Source organism: Dyella sp. S184 (assembly GCF_009766065.1).
In the GTDB taxonomy this organism is placed as follows: domain Bacteria; phylum Pseudomonadota; class Gammaproteobacteria; order Xanthomonadales; family Rhodanobacteraceae; genus Rhodanobacter.
On sequence record NZ_LMUE01000005.1, the window covers coordinates 126,650 to 140,871 of the forward strand.

Here is a 14,222-nt window from a genome sequence, read left to right on the forward strand (position 1 = left end):
AAGAAAAAGGTTTGGTGGAAGCAGATCGCGGGCATGTCTCGCCCGTGGGGTCGGTTCAGACCACGCGCACTCCACGCAGATTGAGGTTGGAATCGCGCCAGAAGGCGTCGTTCTCGAAGCGGCGGAACACGTCCGGCGGCAGGATGGTGCGGCGCTCGCGCGCTTCGATCTTCTTGCGCACGGTGTGCAGACCTGGCGTGCCGGCTCGCAGGTCGAATTCGTTGGCGTCGTAGCTGACGTTGTCGAAATCGTGGGCGAAGGCCGGTTCGCCGATGAAGTCGTAGATCGCTTTCATCGCTTTGGCCGGATCGTTGGTCAACGTCTCGTACTGCAGCAGCAGCAGATTCGCGCTGTCCTCGCCGTAGTACGCCTCTTTCAGCGCGTTATAGGCAAAGCCGACCATGCCATCACCGTTGGCGAGGCCTTCGGCGCGCGAGTACACCGTGCCGCCGGGCTGGTAATTGAAGATGGAGGACGGCTGGAACGCGTTCTTGCGCACCAGTTGCTCGATGCTGTCGATGATCCACGGCATGTGCCGCACACAGGCGATCACCTTGGCGGCGGGGAACAGCTCCCTCAACACACGCAGCTTGCTGCACCAGATGCGGTTGGTATCGAACACCACCTCGGCCGGATGATCCGCGGCGTAGTAGGCATCGAACAGGCCTTCCAGAACACGGCGGCGCTGCGCGTCGGTGATGAACACCGAGTACTCGTTGCGGCCGCTCATCTCGCCTTGCAGCGTGTTGAACAGGCCGCCGACCGGGCCGCTCATGCCCGCGTGAAACTGCGGATTTTGACCAAGCAGACCCGCAAGCAGTGTGGAGCCCGATCTGGGCAGGCCTGAAATGAAGTGAAGCCGGCGTCCCATCCTTCCCCCTGCAGCAATTTCTACGCGGCATCCCGGCACATCCAATGAAGCCGCTTAGCTGGATCCGTCGAATCCACGCAGGCAACGGCTATGGGGTGGGATGCCATCCTTGTTTTGAGAGCTGAGTCGTGCGGACACGACCAATATCTTTTTCTGTGAGTATCGACACATAAATCCAGCACGCTTGACCCTGCGTCTCACTTCCCAAGGGCAAGTTTTTATGGCTGGCAATCTCTATGCCAAAGACAAATTCGCCAGAGATGTCGAGTTGATCGAGGACCTGCCTCAAGCCTGGTCGACCAGCGATGGCCACGCCGAGCAAACGTCACACACGTGAACATCGCTTCTGGGGCGAGAGGTGACGTACACAGTCATACGCTGCCTGCAATGGTGGCGAACCTCACCAGCAGCCAGGACGTTCGCACCATGCCAAGGTCATCTGAGTCGATAGCGAAACGGCCATGCCTCATATCATCCTTATTGGTATGATCTTTGCTTGGTTCGGTTTCGGATTCAGCGGCTGCGCACGAAACGTTTGCCAGGGCCGCTTTACGCAAACCGTTCCTTTCGTTCGTCAAATGCCTCCATGACTCCACGCTCCATGACGCATCGACCCGCTGACGCTGACGTGCAGTGCCCACGTATCGACACCACCAGCTTCAGCACGCGCGCCTTGCCTGCCAATGCGCAGGTCTTGGCCTGGCGCAAGCGCGTTGGGCATGTGGTCGACGTACTACCGTCGAAACAGCAGCTGGCTGAAGGATTCAGCGGGAACATTGATTTTTATGCGGTCAACGGCATGGCTTTTTCCGACTGCCGCACCGACGCGATCGTGCTCGACCGCTCGGTGGCACGGGTCTCCACCGACTCTCGCCGAGATTATGTCTTTCACCTCTTTCTCGAAGGTGATGCCGGCAACGTGGCGGGCATTCGCAAGAAGCGCAGTGCGGTGGACTCGGCAAAAGGGATCATTGCATTCGACATGAGCCAGCCGTTTCATGTCGACCGACCAGCCTGTCGCGTACTGAGCCTGTTCGTGCCAAGAACCTTCGTGGATGCCGGCCTGCCTGATGGTGCGTCGATTCATGGTCGCGTCCTGCCGCTGGGTTCGCCACTTGCCGGTCTCATTCTGGATCACGTCGCCACGGTCGGCAGTGAAATATCAAGGCTCGACGCCGACGGCGCGACCGTCGCGTTGCGCGCGAGCGCCGAACTCCTCGTCGCCGGATTCAGGAAGGCGTCCCGCCTGACGGGTGCCGACCGTGCGGCCATTCAGGCTGCCGTGATGAGACGGGTACGGCGTTTCGTCGAGGCCAACCTGCATGAAAGCAATCTGACTCCCACGCATGTGATCAACGCATTGCACCTGAAGCGCGCCACGATCTATCGCTGGTTCGAGCACGAAGGAGGGCTTGGTGCTTATATCCGCCACTGCCGGTTACGCGCGGCTGCAGATGAACTCGTGCGCTTCCCGCATCTCCCGGTGATCGAGATCGCTTATGGACTCGGCTTCAAGAGCGCATCGGATTTCACCCGAGCCTTCCGTCGCGCGTTCTCCATGAATCCACAAGACATGCGTGCGCGGGCGATCGACCTGCAGCAAATTCTGGCGCCGAGTTAATCAGCAAGCACGGTTCTGGTGTGACAGAACCCGTGCACCGATATTTTCAGGAAACCGGTTCAGCGCAAAAAGCGTGATAACGGTCGCGGCGATCAGATACCACGCGGGCATCATGACATCGCCGGTCACATGGATAAGCCACGTGACCAGGAACGGTGAAAAGCCGCCGAAGATGACCACGCCTACGCTGTAGGTCACCGAAAGGCCTGCCGCGCGCCGATGCCGCGGTAGTGCCTCGAGCATCAACACCGAACTGGCGCCGGCATTGTTCAGCGAAAACGCCACATAGACCGCAATGATGCCAAGCGCAGCGACGTGGCCGACGCCATGGGTCAGTGCCCAGAAGACCGGATAGGTCGCCAGCAATGACGCCACGAGGGTCAGGTACTGCAGCGTCTTCCGGCTCGCATGACGGTCGGCAACGCTAGCGACCAGCGGCGTCACCACCAGGATGACGAGACCGGAGAGACAGGCCGTCACCAGACTGATCGCAGCAGGCCAGTGCAGTGACTGGACCAGATAACTCGGCATGTAGAACACCGTCACGTAGAAGCTCGCCGACGGTGCCGCCATCATCAGGATGCCGTAGACAAGCGGGCGCCCGTGCTCCGCGAACAACTGGCCGGGCATGAACTTTCTGCGTGGTTGGTCGGAACCCGCCGGCAGGCGGCGACGCAAGTACCAGCCGACCGGACCGATCAGGCCGCCCAGCGCGAAAGGAATGCGCCAACCCCAACCTTGCATGGTCATGGGTGAAAGCAAGGCCGTGGTACTTGCCGCAATCAGCGCCGCCACCAAGGCGGCCATGCCCTGGCTGGCGCCGCGCCAGCTGACGATGAAGCAGCGGCGCTCATACCCAATCGACTCCATGAGCAAGGTCGATGCCGGCCCAATCTCCCCGCCAGCAGCAAGCCCCTGCATCAATCGCGCAACGACGATGAGTATCGTCGCAGCGGGACCGATCGACGCATACGTCGGCATGCACGCGATCATCCAGGTACTGATCGTCATCAGCGTGAGCGCTACCCCGATGCCTGCCTTGCGACTGCGGCTGTCGGAAATATGGCCGATCGCGATCGCACCCAGCGGGCGCATCACAAAGCCGGCACCGAACGTGGCGAGCGACAACAGCAGGGACGACACCGGACTGCTGGAAGGAAAGAACAGCTTGCCGATCATTGCCGCTGACAGGCTATAGATCGTGAAGTCGTAGGTGATGAAGCCGTTGCCGATCACGATCGCCGCGATGACTCGCGTGAAGCCGGCGTAGGTCAGCTTGCCAGCAGCATCGTGCATGGATGCTGCCGATCTGGATACGAATCTACTTGCCAATGCAGAACGATCCGAAGATTGCGCCCAGCAAGTCATCGCTGCTGTAACTGCCCGTGATCTCGCCGAGCGTATGCTGCGCGTGGCGCAGTTCTTCAGCGGCAAGTTCGCCGGCGCTGCTACTGGAGAGTACGGCAGCGGTGTGATCGAGCTGTGCGGCGACCTGCTGCAGCGCAAGCACGTGGCGGCGGCGTGCACTGAAGGCGCCTTCGCCGCTGCCGGCACCGGCCAGTCGTTTGAGGTGTTCGCGCAAGGTATCGAGGCCTTCACCGGTTTTCGTCGATGCCCATAGCCAATGCATGCCGTCGCACTGATGATGGCGGGCAGGCGTGTGGTCGAGGTCGATCTTGTTGATCAGTACCACGCGTTCGACCATGGCGGACAACCCGTCGAAGAAGCGCAAGTCGGCCGCATAGTTGGTGTCGGTGACCAGCAGTGCCACGTCCGCACGCGCCAGTTCACCATGCGCGCGGCGCACGCCTTCGCGTTCGACTTCATCGTCGGTCTCGCGCAGGCCGGCGGTGTCGGCCAGTTCCAGTGCGATGCCGTCGAGGCTGAGGTTTTCGCGCAGCACGTCGCGGGTGGTACCCGCGGCGGCATTGACGATCGCACGATCGCTGCCGGCCAGCGCATTCAGCAGGCTGGACTTGCCGGCGTTCGGGCGTCCGATGATCGCCACGCGCAGGCCATCGTTGAGGCGCAGGCCACGTTGCGCTTCACGTAGTAGCTCGGCCAGTTCCACGCGCAGCGCTTCGAGCTGGCGGGAGATCGCCGGGTCAGCAAGGAAATCGATTTCCTCTTCCGGAAAATCGATTGCTGCCTCGATATGCACGCGCAGCGTGATCAACGCCTGCAGCAGCGCTTCGACCTTGCGCGAGAACATGCCTTCCATCGACTGCAGTGCGGCGCGTGCGCCGGCCTGCGAGCGCGCGGCAATCAGGTCGGCGACAGCTTCGGCCTGGGCCAGGTCGAGCTTGCCGTTGAGGAACGCGCGCTCGGTAAATTCGCCGGGTCGCGCCAGTCGTGCGCCGAGTTCGCATACGCGGCGCAGCAACAAGTCGAGCAGCACGGCGCTGCCGTGGCCTTGCAGTTCCAGCACGTGTTCGCCGGTATACGAAGCGGGGGCAGGGAAGTGCAGCAGCAGGCCGCGATCGATCAGTGCACCGCTGGCATCACGGAACGCGGCGAAATGAGCATGACGTGGCTGTGGCACGCGACCAAGCAGGGTCTGCGCAATGGCGGGCACCTGCGGACCGGATACCCGCAGCACACCGACACCCGCCGCACCGGGCGCACTGGCAATCGCGGCAATCGTCTCGGCAGTATGGTCGGACATGATGCGATGACTCTAAACGAAGTCAGCCGCGACGGTGATCCGATCGCGGCTGACTAGGTGTTGCTCGAACACGGATGCGCTCAGGCTGCCTTGAGGGTGTCGTCGCGATCGACGTGATGGGTGACCCACCACTGCTGGCCAAGACCGACCAGGCCGTTGACGGCGTAGTACAGGCACAGGCCGGCGGGGAAGAACGCGAACATCAGCGTGAACAGCAGCGGCATGACCTTCATCATCTTGGCCTGGGCCGGATCCATGCCCGCGGCGGCCGGGTTCAACCATTGCGTACCCAGCATCACCAGCGCGTAGATGATCGGCAGGATGTAGAGCGGGTCGTGCGCGCTCAGATCCGGGATCCACAGGAACGGCGCATGGCGCAGTTCCAGGCTGGAGGTCAGCACGTAATACAGGCCATAGAACACCGGCATGGTGATCAGTACCGGCAGGCAGCCGCCCATCGGGTTGACCTTCTCCTTCTTGTACAGCTCCATGGTGGCTTGCTGCATCTTCTGCTTGTCGTCGCCGTAACGCTCTTTCAGCGCCTGGATGCGCGGCGCCAGCTTGCGCATCTTGGCACTGGACTTGTACTGCACTGCCGTCAGCTTCCAGGTCGCGCCCTTGATCAGCAGCACCAGCAGGATGATCGACAGGCCCCAGTTGTGGGCGATTCCATCCAGGAAGGACAACACCGCATGCATCGGCACGGCGATCAGCTTGAACATGCCGTAGTCGATGGTCAGGTTCAGCCCCGGCGCGATCGCGTCCAGCGTGCCCTGCACGTTCGGGCCGAGGTACAGGCGCGCATCAGTGGTCGTGCTCTGCCCCGGCGCCACGCTCAGCGCGGGACCGACCGCACGGATCAGGTAGTGCGGCTGCGCACTGTCGGGGTTGATCGTCTCGGTGACGTAGTGCTCGGTCTGATCGGCCGGAGGGATCCATGCGGCGAAGAAGTACAACCGCAGCATTGCCGCCCAGCCACCCTTGATCTGGCTGTCGAGCTGATCCTTCGGTTCCTTGAAATCCTTGAACGGCAACTTCTGGAACTTCTCGCCGGTGTACCAGGCGGCACCCTGGAAGGCGCGCAACTCCGGGTGGGACATATTGGTCAACCAGTTGCCGGTAGCCACCGGCGCGACCCGCAGCAGCTGCTGGTAGGCATTGCCGGTCCATGGCTGGTTGCCGCCGTTGTCGATGCGCTGGCTCAGGCCGATCACGTAGCTGCCGCGCTTGAAGCTGTAGGTCTTGGTGACCTTGAGGCCGGCGGCGTCCTGCCAGGTCAGGTCGACCTTCAGCTCATCCTGCCCATCGGCCATCGTGTACGTGGTCTTTGCACTCTCGAACACGGCCTGGTGGTTCGGCTGATCCTGCGCGGCGGTATCGCTGCTGCTGACCAGACCGCTCTGCGCAACGAAGTATTCCGTTGGGTCGTTATCCAGCAACGTGGTCGGCGCCGGGCTGGGCTCTTTGCGGGTACGCGGTGCGTTGGGATACGCCAGCAGATCCGCATGCACCAGGCTGCCGCCGCGGGTGTCCACGGTCAGCTGCAGTACGTCGGTGGTGATCGAGATCAGTTGCGCCGGCGCATGGGCGGCATCGGCACCAGCGTTGCCGATCGCCGAGACGCTGCTGGATGCTGTGCTTGCCGATGGGATGGCGCCAGGCACACTGCCGTCCGCGGTCGCGCTGGTGGAAGTGCTGGCGGCCACGACCGGCGGCGGCGCGTAGTCCTTCTCCCAGGCCAGGAACAGCAGGTAGCCCACCGCAAACAGGGCGAACATGAGGAAGGTGCGCGTTTGATTCATCGCGTAGCAGATCCGGGTAACGCCACGACACTTGAACGCCGCGGAGGGCAAAAGGAGAAAGGGCAACGCACAATTGTGGAGGTGGCGTCAGCCCGCTTCAATGGCTGGGGGGATCTCGGGTCGGTTCGTCAGCAGCTTTTTCCACAATCCATCGAGTTCGGCCAGCAATTGCGGACCGGGTACGCCAGCCGCCTGCTCACGTGCCATCACCATCAGATCGATCGCTGGCAGCTGGTGCTGGATGCGCCGGAACGATTCGCGCAGCAGCCGCTTGATGCGGTTGCGCTCCACCGCACGCTTGGAGACACGCTTGGAGATCGCCAGCCCGAGCCGGGCGTGACCCAGTTCGTTGTTGCGATAACGCAAATGAAAACAGCGGCCGCCTGCGCGTCCGCTGCTTGTCCGCAAGGCGGCAAACTCACCAGGCCGACGTAACCGCGCCTCGCGCGGCAACCCGGCGGTTGGCATGCTCGCTACCCTGGTTTACGGGATCAGGCGCTTGCGACCCTTGGCGCGACGCGCGTTGAGGATCTTGCGACCGTCGGCCGTGGCCATACGAGCACGGAAACCGTGCGTGCGAGCGCGCTTGAGCTTGCTGGGCTGGAAGGTCCGCTTCATGGCTTACTCCGAAGGGAATGTGGATAAAAAGGTCAGAAAGTATGTCGGGTATCCGGCATCGCTGTCAAATGTCGCTTGACAGCGGCCTGTGGATACTCATGTGGATATCTTTCGGTAGTCGCGCGGTGGCGGCTGCTAGACTAGCCCATTCCCCGCGCGAAAGCGCCAAGCTAAGTGGCTGAAAACTATCCATGAGTGATCTGTGGCGGCGCTGCCTTGAGCGTCTCGAAGGCGATTTAAGTGCCGAAGACCTGCATACCTGGCTGATGCCCTTGCAGGCACGCGACGATGCCGACTCGCTGCAGTTGTTTGCGCCAAATTCTTACACGCTGGACACCGTGCGCGAGCGCTATCTGTCGCGGATCGAGGCGGTCTTGCTGCTGCTGACCGGGAGACCATGGCCGGTGCGGCTGGATGTGGGCTCCAATTCGGCACGAGTTGTCACGGTGAGCAAGCCAACGGTTGCCCCGCCGCGCGCGCGACCCGAGCCGTCGGCCGCACCGACGTTCGCGCACAACCTGGATCCGCACTACACCTTCGAAACCTTCGTCGAAGGCAAGTCCAACCAGCTGGGCAAGGCCGCCGCCATGCAGGTGGCGACGAACCCGGGCCGCGCCTACAACCCGTTGCTGCTGTATGGGGGCACCGGACTGGGCAAGACCCATCTGATGCACGCCGCCGGCAACCTGATGCGTGAAATCAATCCGAGCTTCAAGGTGCTGTATCTGCGCTCGGAGCAGTTCGTCGGCTCGATGATCGAGGCGCTGCGCACCAAGAGCATGGATGAGTTCAAGCGGCGCTTCCGCTCGGTCGATGCGTTGCTGATCGACGACATCCAGTTCTTTGCCGGCAAGGACACCACGCAGGAAGAGTTCTTCCACACCTTCAACGCGCTGTTCGAGTCGAAGCAGCAAATCATCCTGACCTGCGACCGCTACCCGAAGGAAGTGGACAAGCTGGAGCCGCGGCTGAAATCGCGTCTGGGTTGGGGGCTGAGCGTGGCGATCGAGCCACCGGATTTCGAGACGCGTGCAGCGATCCTGCTGGCCAAGGCGCACGAAAAGGGCGTGGCGGTGGACGAGAACGTGGCGATGCTGCTGGCCAAGCGCATCCGCTCCAACGTGCGCGACCTCGAGGGGGCCCTGAACACGTTGGCGGCGCGCGCGAATTTCTATGGCAAGCCGATCACCACCGATTTCGCCGAGGAAACCCTGCGCGATCTGCTCGCCACGCATGCCCAGGCGATCACGATTCCGAACATCCAGAAGATCACCGCGGAATATTTCAACGTGCGGCTGCAGGATCTGCTGTCCAAGCGACGCGTACGTTCGCTGGCACGGCCGCGCCAGATCGCGATGACGCTGTCGAAGGAATTGACCGAGCACAGCCTGCCGGAAATCGGCGAGGCGTTCGGTGGTCGTGACCACACCACCGTGATGCACGCCTGCAAGACGATCCGCAAATTCATCGAAACCGATCCACGCATGCGGCAGGACTGGGAACAGTTGATCCGCACCTTGACCGGCTGAGTCGTTTTTCTGCGCACGCGCGCAAAATTTATGGATAACCGGGGGTCGAAGCTGTGGATAATGGGTGGATGGATTCACCTCTGAAGTTATCCACAAATAGCCCACCGTCAGGCAGCAACTTCAGACACAGCCAAGTTTTCATCCAACATGCTGATTTTTAAAGAAATAGTGAAGAAAAAAAGTTACCCACAGCGCCTACTACAACCACTAAACTTCTTTTAAAGACAAAACAGCAACAGAAGGGGAAGCCAAACCATGCAATTCAGCATCCAACGAGAAGCGCTGCTAAAGCCACTGCAACAAGTGGTCGGTGTCGTTGAACGACGCCAGACGCTGCCCGTATTGGCCAACCTTTTGGTGAAGGTTGCCAACAACCGACTCTCGCTGACCGGTACGGATCTGGAAGTCGAGATGGTGGCCACGGCGGATGCCGAGAAACTGGCTGATGGCGAGATCACCATTCCTGCGCGCAAGCTGTTCGACATCGTGCGTGCACTGCCAGATGGCGCCAGGATCGACCTTAAGCTCAACGGTGACCGCGTGGCACTCAGTGCCGGCCGCAGCCGGTTCACGCTGACCACCCTGCCTGCCAGCGAATTCCCCACCATCGATGAAATCGAGCTGGTGGAAAAGGTAAGCCTGCCCGAGGAAGTGCTGCGCGACCTGATGGAACGCACGGCTTTCGCGATGGCGAACCAGGACGTACGTTATTACCTCAACGGCATGCTGCTGGATCTCCAGGAACACACCTTGCGCTGCGTGGCCACCGATGGCCACCGCCTGGCGATGAAGGAAACTCAGTTGCAGAGCACGGTGACGACACGCCGCCAGATCATCATTCCGCGCAAGGGTGTGAACGAGTTGATCGGCTTGCTGGAAACCGGCGAAGGTCAGGTCGAGCTGGAGTTTGGCCGCAACCATCTGCGGGTACGCCGCGGCGATGTGGTGTTCACTTCCAAACTGATCGACGGCCGTTTCCCGGATTACGAAGCGGTGATCCCGCTCGGCGCCGACAAGAACGCTGTTCTGGACCGCGAGGTACTTCGCGGTGCCCTGCAGCGTGCCGCGATTCTCTCGAACGAGAAGTACCGTGGTGTTCGGCTGGAACTGTCGCCGGGCAAGCTGCGCATCGTGGCGCACAACCCCGAGCAGGAAGAGGCGGTCGAGGAAGTCGAGGCCGACACCCACGTGTCGGATCTGGCCGTCGGCTTCAACGTCGGTTACTTGCTCGATGCGCTGGCCGCGCTGCGCGGCGACAAGGCGCGGCTCAGCCTGCGCGATGCGCAGTCCAGCTGCCTGGTGCAGGAGCATGACAGCGAACACGCGCGCCACGTCATCATGCCGTTGCGGCTCTGACGGCCACTGCATGGTCGTCACCATCTTCAGTAAAAGCAGGCAACGCCGGGGTAGCCATCAGGTTCCCCGGCGTTCTTGCATGTGGAGCCGCGTCAATGCGGCTTGAACAGTTGCGCATTCGCGGCTTGCGTTGCCTGACGGATATCGGCATCGCACTGGGTCCCGCCATCAACGTGTTCGTCGGTGCGAATGGAGCAGGCAAGACCAGCGTGCTGGAAGCGGCCTTCCTGTTGTCGCATGCCCGTTCATTTCGCAGCGGGGCAAGAGAGGCCTTGCTGCAGCGAGGCGCATCCCAATTGTCGATATTCGCCGAATTGCGCCATGCCGACGAACGCCCCTGTCGCCTGGGCCTGGGCCGCGACGGTGCGCGCTGGGAAGCCAAGGTGGATGGGGCGGGCGTCACGATCGGACAGCTGGTGCACGAATGCGCCGTAGTCTGCTTTGAACCGGGATCGCATGCGCTGATTGCTGGTGCGGCGGAGGAACGCCGGCGGTACCTCGACTGGGGCGTGTTCCACGTGGAACACGACTTTCTGTCCAGCTGGCGCCGCTATCAGCGCGCGCTGAAGCAGCGCAACAGCCTGCTGCGTTCGGCAACAACAGCTTCCGATGAGCTTTTTGCACCATGGGAGGCAGAACTGGCACAGTCCGCCCACCAGATCGACCGGCAGCGCCGGGCCTACCTGGATCTGTTGCGCCCGAAGCTGCTTTCCAGCATCGACGGCTTGTTGCCGGAGCTCGGTCAACAGGAGCTGCGCTATCGCCGCGGTTGGTCAGAGGAGGTGGACCTGGCCCAGCAGCTGCGCGAACAACGGGGCAGGGATCTGGCGCGGGGGCACACCACGCTCGGCGCACATCGGGCCGACTGGTCGATCGCGTTTGAACAGGCGCCGTTACGCGAACACCTTTCACGCGGTCAGGAGAAGCTCACCGCGTTGGCCTGCATGCTGGCGCAAGCCGAGTTGTATGCGGAACGCCGCGGTGAGTGGCCGGTGGTGTGCCTGGATGATCTGGCCTCGGAGCTCGATCAGGCCCATCAGGCAGCCGTGGTGGCGCAATTGACCACGGCGAACGCGCAGGTATTGCTGACTGGCACCGAGGTACCGCAGGCCTTGCGCGAGCTCCCCAAGCGCGTGTTCCACGTGGAACAAGGTCAATTGGCGCGCCTGCTATAATCGGAAGGTTGCCTCTCACAAAGAGTGCATAACCCTTAGCCCGGCCATTCACGGCGCCGTGTCGGGCGGGTCGCTGGCGCCAGGAAACGGTCGACGCATGAACGAATCCCTCAACGAATCCCACTACGATTCGAGCAACATCAAGGTATTGAAAGGCCTGGAAGCGGTGCGCAAGCGCCCCGGCATGTACATCGGCGATACCGATGACGGCACTGGCCTGCATCACATGGTGTTTGAGGTCGTCGACAATGCGATCGACGAGGCGCTGGCCGGTTATTGCGACACGGTGATCGTCAGAATCCTCGACGATGGCTCGGTCAGCGTCAGCGACAACGGTCGCGGTATTCCGGTCGATACCCATCCGGAAGAAGGCCGTTCCACCGCCGAAGTGGTGATGACGGTGTTGCATGCCGGTGGCAAGTTCGACGCGAATTCGTACAAGGTCTCCGGCGGCCTGCATGGCGTGGGCGTGTCGGTGGTGAACGCGCTGAGCTCACATTTGTGGCTCACGATTTACCGCGACGGTTTCGAGCATCTGCAGGAATATTCGCTCGGCGAGCCGCTGTATCCGCTCAAGGTAGTCGGCCCGTCGAACAAGCGCGGCACCCTGGTGCGCTTCCTGCCCAGCCCGGCCACGTTCACCAGCAACATCGAATTCCATTACGACATCCTGGCCAAACGCCTGCGCGAGCTGGCCTTCCTCAATTCCGGCGTCACCATTGATCTGTATGACGAGCGGGGCGAGGGTCGGCATGACACGTTTGCCTACGAGGGCGGCATCCGCTCGTTCGTGCAGCATCTGGCGCAGCTGAAGACCGCGCTGCACCCGAACGTGATCAGCCTGGTCTCGGAGCAGGACGGCATCACGGTGGAAGTGGCGATGCAGTGGACCGACTCCTACCAGGAGTCGATGTACTGCTTCACCAACAACATTCCGCAGCGCGACGGCGGCACCCATCTCACCGGTTTCCGCGCTGCGCTGACACGTTCGCTGCAGAGCTACATCGAAAAATCGGGCCTGGCCAAGAACGCCAAGGTCACCCTGTCCGGCGACGACATGCGCGAAGGCATGATCGCTGTGCTGTCGGTCAAGGTGCCCGACCCGAAATTCTCCTCGCAGACCAAGGACAAGCTGGTCTCGTCCGAGGTGAAGACGGTGGTGGAGCAGGTCGTCAACGAGAAGCTCGGCGAATTCCTGCTGGAGCATCCGAACGAGGCCAAGGCGATCGCCTCCAAGGTGGTCGACGCCGCGCGTGCCCGTGAAGCTGCCCGCAAGGCGCGCGAGATGACCCGCCGCAAAGGCGCGCTGGACATCGCCGGCCTGCCCGGCAAGCTCGCCGATTGTCAGGAGAAGGATCCGGCACTGTGCGAACTGTTCCTGGTCGAGGGTGATTCCGCCGGTGGTTCGGCCAAGCAAGGTCGCAACCGCAAGACCCAGGCCGTGCTGCCGCTGAAGGGCAAGATCCTCAACGTCGAGAAAGCGCGTTTCGACCGCATGCTGGCTTCGGCCGAAGTCGGTACGTTGATCACCGCGCTCGGCACCGGCATCGGCAAGGACGAGTACAACCCCGACAAGCTGCGCTATCACCGCATCATCCTGATGACCGATGCGGACGTCGACGGCTCGCATATCCGTACCCTGCTGCTGACGTTCTTCTACCGCCAGATGCCCGAGCTGATCGAGCGCGGCCACATCTACATCGGCCTGCCGCCGCTGTACAAGGTCAAGCAGGGCAAGCAGGAGCTGTACATCAAGGACGACACCGCGCTGAATGATTACCTGATCTCCAGCGCGGTCGACAACGCGGCGCTGACTTACAGCCCGGATGCACCGCCGATCACCGGCGAGGCGCTGGAGAAGTTGCTGCGCGGCTACCAGCAGGCGCAGGATCAGATCGCCAAGCTGTCGCATCGTTTCGACGTCACCATGCTGACGGCCTTGCTTGAGCACACCCCGCTGGAGCCGGCCTTGTGGGCCAAGCCGGCTGCGATGCAGGCTTGGCTGCAACAGGCTGAGCGGCGGCTGGCCGCCAGTGGTCTGGGCAAGCCAACTTACAAATTGTCGCTGCGTTCGGCTCACGCCGAGCAGTTGGCCGCCATCGAGGTGGTCCGCGAACAGCACGGACTCAGCCATACCTGGTTCCTGCCGCAGCCCTTCTTCAGCAGCAACGAGTTCCGCCCGATCCTGGCCATCAGCCAGCAGATCGCCGGCATGATCCAGCCCGACGCGGTGGTGCGCCGGGGCAATGCCTCGCGTGGCGTGCTCAGCTTCGTCGAGGCGCGCAATTGGCTGCTGGACGAGGCGAAAAAGGGCCGCAGCATCCAGCGCTTCAAGGGCTTGGGTGAAATGAATCCGGAGCAGCTGTGGGAAACCACGGTGAATCCGGAAACGCGCCGCATGCTGCAGGTCGGTGTCGAGGATGCGATCGCCGCCGATCAGATGTTCTCCATGCTGATGGGAGAGGCGGTCGAACCACGCCGCGATTTCATCGAGGCGAACGCGTTGAAGGTCGCAAACCTGGATATCTGAGGGGCCACGCCGCGGGATTCCCGTGGCTGTCTTCGCGCATGCCGGTCGCTGCGAA

General features: G+C 62.1%; 11 protein-coding genes. 5 read left to right on the forward strand and 6 right to left on the reverse strand.

The window, feature by feature from the left end; translation table 11 throughout:
- Positions 1 to 55: 55 nt before the first annotated feature.
- On the reverse strand, positions 56 to 871 hold the full coding sequence (locus tag GSQ75_RS10505) for a sulfotransferase (protein ID WP_158754748.1): 816 nt from the start codon (positions 869 to 871) through the stop codon (positions 56 to 58).
- Positions 872 to 1,565: 694 nt separating this feature from the next.
- On the opposite strand from GSQ75_RS10505, the gene GSQ75_RS10510 reads away from it, so the two are divergent.
- The gene (locus GSQ75_RS10510) at positions 1,566 to 2,492 is read left to right on the forward strand and encodes an AraC family transcriptional regulator (protein WP_216840666.1); all 927 of its coding nucleotides are present in this window, start codon (positions 1,566 to 1,568) and stop codon (positions 2,490 to 2,492) included.
- Here GSQ75_RS10510 and GSQ75_RS10515 read toward each other — a convergent pair whose 3' ends face one another.
- From GSQ75_RS10515 to rpmH, 5 genes are all read right to left on the reverse strand, one after another.
- Positions 2,493 to 3,788: an MFS transporter gene (locus GSQ75_RS10515; RefSeq protein ID WP_158754752.1), complete on the reverse strand. Its 1,296-nt coding sequence runs from the start codon at positions 3,786 to 3,788 to the stop codon at positions 2,493 to 2,495.
- A gap of 25 nt (positions 3,789 to 3,813) precedes the next feature.
- Positions 3,814 to 5,157 carry a tRNA uridine-5-carboxymethylaminomethyl(34) synthesis GTPase MnmE gene (gene mnmE / locus GSQ75_RS10520; RefSeq protein ID WP_158754754.1) on the reverse strand — a complete coding sequence of 448 codons (1,344 nt, stop codon included), beginning with the start codon at positions 5,155 to 5,157 and terminating at the stop codon, positions 3,814 to 3,816.
- Between the two features lie 80 nt (positions 5,158 to 5,237).
- The gene (yidC, locus tag GSQ75_RS10525; protein ID WP_158754756.1) at positions 5,238 to 6,959 is read right to left on the reverse strand and encodes a membrane protein insertase YidC; all 1,722 of its coding nucleotides are present in this window, start codon (positions 6,957 to 6,959) and stop codon (positions 5,238 to 5,240) included.
- Between the two features lie 87 nt (positions 6,960 to 7,046).
- Positions 7,047 to 7,427 carry a ribonuclease P protein component gene (rnpA, locus tag GSQ75_RS10530; protein WP_158754758.1) on the reverse strand — a complete coding sequence of 127 codons (381 nt, stop codon included), beginning with the start codon at positions 7,425 to 7,427 and terminating at the stop codon, positions 7,047 to 7,049.
- Positions 7,428 to 7,442: 15 nt separating this feature from the next.
- Complete coding sequence (rpmH, locus tag GSQ75_RS10535; protein ID WP_008211413.1) at positions 7,443 to 7,577, reverse strand: 50S ribosomal protein L34; 135 nt, start codon at positions 7,575 to 7,577, stop codon at positions 7,443 to 7,445.
- A 191-nt stretch (positions 7,578 to 7,768) separates the two neighbouring features.
- Between rpmH and dnaA the strand changes: the two genes are divergently transcribed.
- From dnaA to gyrB, 4 genes are all read left to right on the forward strand, one after another.
- A complete protein-coding gene (gene dnaA, locus GSQ75_RS10540; protein WP_158754760.1) occupies positions 7,769 to 9,106 on the forward strand; it encodes a chromosomal replication initiator protein DnaA in 1,338 nt (445 codons plus the stop codon).
- A 255-nt stretch (positions 9,107 to 9,361) separates the two neighbouring features.
- Positions 9,362 to 10,462, forward strand: coding sequence for a DNA polymerase III subunit beta (gene dnaN, locus GSQ75_RS10545; protein WP_158754762.1), 1,101 nt, complete (start codon positions 9,362 to 9,364; stop codon positions 10,460 to 10,462).
- A gap of 95 nt (positions 10,463 to 10,557) precedes the next feature.
- Complete coding sequence (gene recF / locus GSQ75_RS10550) at positions 10,558 to 11,637, forward strand: DNA replication/repair protein RecF (RefSeq protein ID WP_158754763.1); 1,080 nt, start codon at positions 10,558 to 10,560, stop codon at positions 11,635 to 11,637.
- 97 nt (positions 11,638 to 11,734) lie between these two features.
- On the forward strand, positions 11,735 to 14,167 hold the full coding sequence (gene gyrB, locus GSQ75_RS10555; RefSeq protein WP_158754765.1) for a DNA topoisomerase (ATP-hydrolyzing) subunit B: 2,433 nt from the start codon (positions 11,735 to 11,737) through the stop codon (positions 14,165 to 14,167).
- Positions 14,168 to 14,222 lie beyond the last annotated feature (55 nt).

Bases quoted from the DNA above. Each gene is read 5' to 3' on its own strand.
- GSQ75_RS10505 (WP_158754748.1), bottom strand. From the start codon at position 871: ATGGGACGCCGGCTTCACTTCATTTCAGGCCTGCCCAGATCGGGCTCC.
- GSQ75_RS10515 (WP_158754752.1), bottom strand. From the start codon at position 3,788: ATGCACGATGCTGCTGGCAAGCTGACCTACGCCGGCTTCACGCGAGTC.
- mnmE (WP_158754754.1), bottom strand. From the start codon at position 5,157: ATGTCCGACCATACTGCCGAGACGATTGCCGCGATTGCCAGTGCGCCC.
- yidC (WP_158754756.1), bottom strand. From the start codon at position 6,959: ATGAATCAAACGCGCACCTTCCTCATGTTCGCCCTGTTTGCGGTGGGC.
- rnpA (WP_158754758.1), bottom strand. From the start codon at position 7,427: ATGCCAACCGCCGGGTTGCCGCGCGAGGCGCGGTTACGTCGGCCTGGT.
- rpmH (WP_008211413.1), bottom strand. From the start codon at position 7,577: ATGAAGCGGACCTTCCAGCCCAGCAAGCTCAAGCGCGCTCGCACGCAC.
- dnaA (WP_158754760.1), top strand. From the start codon at position 7,769: ATGAGTGATCTGTGGCGGCGCTGCCTTGAGCGTCTCGAAGGCGATTTA.
- dnaN (WP_158754762.1), top strand. From the start codon at position 9,362: ATGCAATTCAGCATCCAACGAGAAGCGCTGCTAAAGCCACTGCAACAA.
- recF (WP_158754763.1), top strand. From the start codon at position 10,558: ATGCGGCTTGAACAGTTGCGCATTCGCGGCTTGCGTTGCCTGACGGAT.
- gyrB (WP_158754765.1), top strand. From the start codon at position 11,735: ATGAACGAATCCCTCAACGAATCCCACTACGATTCGAGCAACATCAAG.